General features: G+C 42.7%; 2 protein-coding genes. One reads left to right on the forward strand and one right to left on the reverse strand.

From position 1 onward, the window contains the following. Window positions 1-5,894, reverse strand: a 5,894-nt coding sequence (locus D0T51_RS11850) for an immunoglobulin domain-containing protein (RefSeq protein ID WP_203583385.1), incomplete at its 3' end; no start/stop codon positions are given. Between the two features lie 428 nt (window positions 5,895-6,322). Between D0T51_RS11850 and D0T51_RS11855 the strand changes: the two genes are divergently transcribed. Next, window positions 6,323-7,059: helix-turn-helix transcriptional regulator (locus D0T51_RS11855; RefSeq protein ID WP_163729562.1), on the forward strand; the 737-nt coding region annotated here is incomplete at its 3' end.

A 7,059-nucleotide genomic window follows, 5' to 3' on the forward strand; every position in this document is an offset into this window, starting at 1 on the left:
GCCTTATTGGTGATCAGGTCATAAAGAGTGACATCCTTTGTGGTTCCACAAGTTTTGCCTGCATCATGAGTTGATGGCAATTCTACTTTATCCGGCACATCCAACACATTCAGTGTCAACGCATCACTTTCCTGTTTTCCGCAGAAACCGGTAAGCGAACCTCCAGGCGTAGTGATCATTACGGTATATGACCCGGCATCCCCAGCGGCCACCGAAGGGATCGTAAAGGTTCCGGAAGCCTGGTGGGAAATCTTCAAGGATCCGTTTCTGTAAAGCGCATAATGATTACTTCCCGCTCCTGTAGCTGTGAAGGTCACCGTAGAACCGAGAACGACAGACTTCGTAGTTACTGATTCTCCATTGAAGGCAAGGGCGGCAGATACAGATGTATTTACAACAACCTGCAGGCTGGTAGCAGCCGCAGAGAAACCTCCGGCTGTATTTTTAGCTTTCAGGTAATAGGTACCGGCTGCCAGTTGTACTTTATTTCCATCACTTACCTCTGAAGTGTACGTGGAACTATTATCGGTATTATAGTAATATGTGATCGTAGGATCCGAATCCGGTTCGATCATATTCCACAGGAATTTACCACTCAATTCCGTATCACAATAAGTCAATGGAGAGGTAACATTGCTCTTCAATGCCACATTAGCGGGAGTCGCCAATACGCTCACATTTACCGTTCCACTGATATGATTACAGATATTATCCATTGAACCGTTGCTACTTACCACTACATAATAGTCGCCGGCATCAGATGTAGCTGCTGTATTACTATAAGTAGCAGATGTTTCACCCGGAATAATTGTTCCATTCTTATACCATTGGTAACTCAGGTTAGAGGCACCACTGGCTGCAACTGTGATTGACCAGAACTGGCCTTGCGACAATACAACCGGTGTAGTCGGAACATCCGTATCGAATGTGATCGGGCTTTTGCGCGTAAAGGCCAGGGCCTTAGGTTGTTTACCTCCGTCACCTCCGTTATTCGAAGCCTTGGCATAATAAGTCACATCCTGGTTGATCAATGTCAGAGTGTTGGATGCAACCGGAGTTTGACAAGCAAGGTCACTATAGAAAGTAACATTTGTATGTCTTGACATATTGCTTGCATCTACATAATCGTTCAGCGTCACATTTTCATCTCCGCAGAATGAGCGATCCAATGTCTGATCCAAGTCAAATGCCAAAGAAGGATATACCTTGAAAGAAGTCGTCACCGAGCCAAACTCTTTGGCGCCATATTTCACCTGGATAGTGACAGTTTCATCAACACCATTATCAATTCCCGGAGTATCATCCGTATAGTTTGCCGAAGAAGGCGTATAGGCACCTGTAGCCTGTGCACTACCTGAACCGATCGTATAGGTTCCGGCAAATCCACTAGAGAGTACCTCCATGACTGACTCTTCACCTACAAAAGCTTTCACCGGATCTGTTTGCGTACCGTTGGTAATCACAAAAGCCACTTCGCTATCGAACGAACCGATAGGAGTCGCAGTAGGTGATCCGCAGTTTCCGAAGGTTGCATATCCCATAGCCGATACAGTAAGGTTCTTGACCGGATCCGCCAAAAGACTTTGATAGTCACTTGTAGGATTCGTACTTTGAGCCGGAGCGGTATAGACTACCGGCACCGAATAAGTCACCACGGCATCTTGTCCATTATTGGAACCCACACCTGTATAGGCAGTGGTCGGCAAAGACAATTGTACGGTACGAAGGCCGGTAGCAGGATCTACCGTATTACCGCCGGCAAGGACAGTGACAGGCGCATTCGTCAAACTCAGATCGCTACTATTCACCTTGATATTGCTCGCATCCACATCCAATACAGAAGGAATAACCAATTGCACAAAAGAGCTTGCATCTACCACGTTCGGCCCTTTTTTGGTGACGGTAAACGTCAATGTACGGGCATCATCTCCATCCGTAAAGGATTGTTTACTTCCGGTAAACGCGCCTTCAAAAGAATAGTTGATATTCGTCGTAGCAGTCATCTGCTTGCTGTTGGATACGGATCCGGTTAGGTTTTGTCCGTATACATTGGTCGCTTGCAGGGTGGCGGTATACCGGTCAAAGGTAGTACCACATTCCGGTGTAAACCAGGCGGTCAGCGTGGCCTGTTGTTTTGTCAGATTCTCTGTCGTGATCCCTTCGCTTCCCAGCATCAGACCGTCTGTCACATAATCCGATAAAACGAATTGAACCGTACGGGCATTATTCGAAGCGGATAAAGCATCCTTCAACGCCTGAGTGATATCATAGGCATTGCCACCACAGGATACTTCTGCTTTGCGTGTCACATCATCAGCAATAAACTGCTGACCGGCAGGCACGCGGATAGCCATCACTGTTCCGATAGATGAACCTTTGCTGTTGGCTGAACTAATCGTAGCGATCAGCTTATAAGGTTCCTGGAAGTTTACAAGCTCAGCCGGGGAGTTTGCACTCTCGATAGCCAACGAACCTTCCAAAGAAGGCATCTGGGGTTTCACGGTGATTATATTGCTACGTCCTTTGTAACTATCATCGATATTCACGAAAATATCTGAACCGCTTGGGCCACCCCAGGTAGTCTCGTAGTTGGAGAGCGTATAGACAGTCACTTTAAAGTCTTCGCGTTTTGTTCCCTCGCCGGTAAAAGAAAGGTCGTAGTTAGCATTTTCACTCTTTGCCAGATTGCCCAACTTAAACCAACCATTGCCCAGAGAAGTAGCAGGTGTTCCTGCACCTTTTCTTGTTAAAGTAAGACCGGCAGGACCATCTACATATACCCATACATCTGTGTTAAAATCATTCGGGTTACTTACGGTGATCTGCGTAGTCACATTTTTGCCCGAGATCTTTATCTCTTTCTCAGAAGAAAGGTCGATTGTGCCTCCACCATAACGGTAGGTGATTGTTTCTTTTTTAGAGTCCTCTGTCAGACCATCCAAATTTTTCAATACAAAATAACGGGTGCCTTTAGCATTGGCTAATGCGTTTTTAGAGGCATACAAACCTCCAGTGACAAGTATCTCCCATTGATCATCTGGGAATGAGAAGACCTTCCCTACAGCTGGTTGGCCACTATTCACATTGTCTTTTTGCTCCAGGTCAAAGAATTTACCTAACTCAAAGGTATACTGTCTGGAACCATCCTCATTTTGCGTATATGTACCTTTTACCTGTGTCCCTACTCGTATTGCAGTAGGCTGCCTTCCTATAGTACGAAAGCGAATATGTATTGTATCTTCAGCCAAGGCATAACCTGCCGGTAGATTCCAGATAAAAGTTTCAGGATAACGAATAACCCGCGCTTCATCTTTATAATGAGGTGCTACGAATTTGTCATTAAAGAAGGTTTTAACAGTACCTAAACCTTGATTGACGGCTATATTGTTGTTGAAAGTAATAGAATATGTATCATTCTGTCTAATCTCAAAATCCAATGGCACTAGTCTAAAATGAGAGGATCTTTGGTCAATACCGGCACAGCCTTTCGCATCAGCAAATGTAGGGACAACCGATGCGTCGGTATGCACATATGCTTTACTTTCTACCATACTGACAGCATCGCTTCCTGAAAGAACTGTAAAAGGAAGTTCTATCCGGTAGTTAGCACCAGCACTCCAAGAACCGCTATACTTTACCAAAAAGTCTTTTCTATTGGCATCTTGTACAAGATCGATATCAGTATATGAAGTTCCTCCATTCCAAGAAATTTGGGGCGTGTCAAAAGATAACATATCTAATGTATGCGCATATAATAAATTGGCCATGAAAAGAGCCCCTCCACTTTGCGCATTATTGATTGTTCCTTCCCAAACAAATTTACCCTTATCTCCTTCTGTAAAGATTGTATGTTGGATATTATCTGTTTCATCATATTTTGCTCCAGTGTCAGGCACTCCATTGTTGTCGCTATCGACATACCCTCTGGTAGTACGAACTGTTTTAAACGTATTTAACTGAACAGCTTCATGTTGAACAGATAAAAAGACGGGTTGAGCAACCTGGTATACATTTTCCAATTTGCCTGTAGATCCTGGTCCATAATAAGTAATACGATAAAAGACTTTATCCTTTTGATTAATAGAATAACCACTTTTCACCTTAAACTTAAAATGCATAATGACTCCATTATAGGAATTCAAGGAAGCAAACTTCAATACACCTGTAGTAGCGAAATCCGAATTGGTAGGGGCAGTCAATGTCGTAGGGTCTTCATAAAGATTTGTCCATCCCCAACCTGTATAATCCGCATCTAACTCCAACCATTCAGGCAGATCAATCTTTACATCAAAAGAAGCTCCGTCAAGAATCTGATTGGCTCCCATCCATATTTTCTGTTCCAATACATCACCAGCTCCATCGAATGTATGTCCTGCAGGCACTTCGCGCCAATAAGGTAAACCGGGTGCAGAGAATACATTTGCAGAAGAAGCGGGGACACCTTCACCTCCACTGGCCGATTCACAGGAAGAGATGCTGAGATTGGCTCCAAATGCATACGCTTTAAAGAAGTTCGAATACCGATCTAAATCTTTATTGTCATATATTTGACCCGCTTTCATTCCCACCCAGAATGTAATTTTCTTTCCAACAGGGATTGCTCTTTCTAAAGGTAAGATACCTAATATTTGACCATATTCGTCTGCATAAGTGGAAAGAGCATTGGGCCAACGCTCTATCATTGTACCAACAATTTTCGTGATATTTTCTGAAGAAAGTTTTGTAGGAGTGGCGTCTCCATCTATCTTGAAATAGATGTTTTCTTTATCTATAAAAGAAAATCCACCACTAGAGATATTCAAATTCACCCGGTAAGCATCTGCTTTCCCCTCATTTGTATACGATATCTCTGCATAATATGTAGAAAGATCCAAAGGAATATCAGACGTTGCCAAATCCGCTGCATCCGTCTTCGCTTCTTTGGTATACCGTGCACTTTTATCAACATATTTCATCACTGGTGTTCCCCCTTTTGCCTGAAACTTCAGCGTCAGTGTTTGAGAGATAGCTGTGAAATATTTCGTTGTAAAATCCGGATACGCGGCTTCCACCGTGATGGTACTTGTCTTAGGCAATAACGCTTTGGCATCCACACTGAGTTGGATCGCTCCATCTTTAGCCAATACACGACCCATCAACGTTTCGGTCACTGGGATCTGATAATAGTTCAGAGATGTACTGGTTGTTTTATCCAATGTATACATACCATCTGTAAGAACCGTACTTCCGATCTTCAGATTGCTCAACGTCAACTCCTTATTGGTTGTCAAACGCAGGTCGAACTCATGCACATCTGCTTTCAGAGCGGATAACTCGACTGTATACGTATGTGTTTCCGTTTCCGAGCCATAATCAATACTTTTTTGTTCAGGAGCAATCTTTAATTGAGGAATGACTGCCGAGAGTTCCAAAGAGGCATCATCACCCACTTTCGTGTCGCCTTCCTGTACCTGAGCGATCACTTTCTTGTTCGTTCCTGTCTCAGCTCCTTTCAAGGCTAATATCTTGAGTTGCAACAAAACGTTTGCATCGGTTGCTAACGCGCCCAAGGTTAACACCACCTCCTGGTCGTTAATGCTTTGATCAGTTACCGGAGTATACGAACCGCCGGTTGTCAGGCCGTCAAACTTAAAGTTTGCCGGTAAGGTCACTTTTACTTTCCCATTGCTTAAACCACTTGTGGCAAATTTAATGTCCAGAAATCCGGCCTTTCCTGCTACAGGAAAAGTAGCCGTAGGGGTTGTCAACCCATTTCCACTCCAATAAAGCTGCTGCGCATATCCGCTTATATGGCTCAGAAAGAGAGCGCAGAGCATTATGCACCAAAGACGCCAACCGGAGCTATCCCCGCGTGAACGCCTTTTCTTTTGTTTACTTAAGTCTACTTGTTTCATACGATTTATTAAGAATTATTAGTAAATAAATAAGTTGTAGAATTTTGCTGTTTTTCTCGTTTTTGCTGTTTTTTTCGTTTTCCCCTTTTTTTTCATTTTTTCAACTTTTCATTTTTTTGTAACGGTTATTTAATTAATTATCAAAGAATTACGAAAACGACGATTGTTCTGTCACTTACGAAGAGACGGAATGGTTTCTTATAGGGGTTGTTTTGTGTTGATATACAAATGGTTAGATGTTGTAAAAAAACACCCCCAAAGCACTAAAAACGAGAATTGAAAGCAGACCCTTAGAAAGCGAAGGCTCTTTTTCATTTCCAAAGGGGCAGTTAGACTTCTCCCAGAAAGGGAAATAGAAGAAGGCTTTTCATTTTGGAGTCGAAAAGAGAAAAGTAAACAAAATGTAAACACCTAATAAATAGCATTATATGAAGAATATACTGTATAGTCCCGAACATCAGGCTTGTTTTAACTACAAGCAAGATTCCAACCATTTTATTCAGGTAAAACACTGTGCGTCTACCTCCGAATGGAGTCATACGGTTCAGACAACAGAGGTCGTTATTCTATTGGAAGGAAGTGCACATATTTCTTTTGATTTTGTCCTTAACAAAGAATTAAAAAAGGGGCATATGATTCTTTTTGCACCCGGCACACAGTTTAAGGTACGGACCCAAAAAGGGGTTTCGATATTGCTCTTGCCTGTGCAGGAAAGTATTCGTCAGTGTTACTGTTTTTCAATGTACCAATTAAAGGCGGTAAAAACCTCTAAACAGGAATATCCGGGGGTGTTAGGTGTTAAACCCGTAATCCAGACTTTTATCCAGGAGCTGACTCAGAACCTTGCAGGCGGACTTCTTTGTACAGGGTATATGAAACTCAAGACCGAAGAGTTCCTGATCCTATTCAGGGCCTATTATACAAAGGAAGAACAGGCTACTTTCTTTTATCCTGTGTTGCATGAAAATTCGTCTTTCACAGACTTTATCTTAAAAAATTACCGGCAGGTAAAAAAGGTAAATGAGTTTGCCCAACTCTATGCCTGCAGCTTGTCGAATTTCGATAAAAAGTTTAAAAAAGCCTTCGGCATTTCGGCTTATAAATGGATGAAAGGAAAGAAAATGGAATTGATTTATCACGAGATCAACACCACCAACAAACCTTT

It is taken from the genome of Parabacteroides sp. 52, from assembly GCF_010500925.1.
Taxonomy (GTDB): domain Bacteria; phylum Bacteroidota; class Bacteroidia; order Bacteroidales; family Tannerellaceae; genus QVMG01.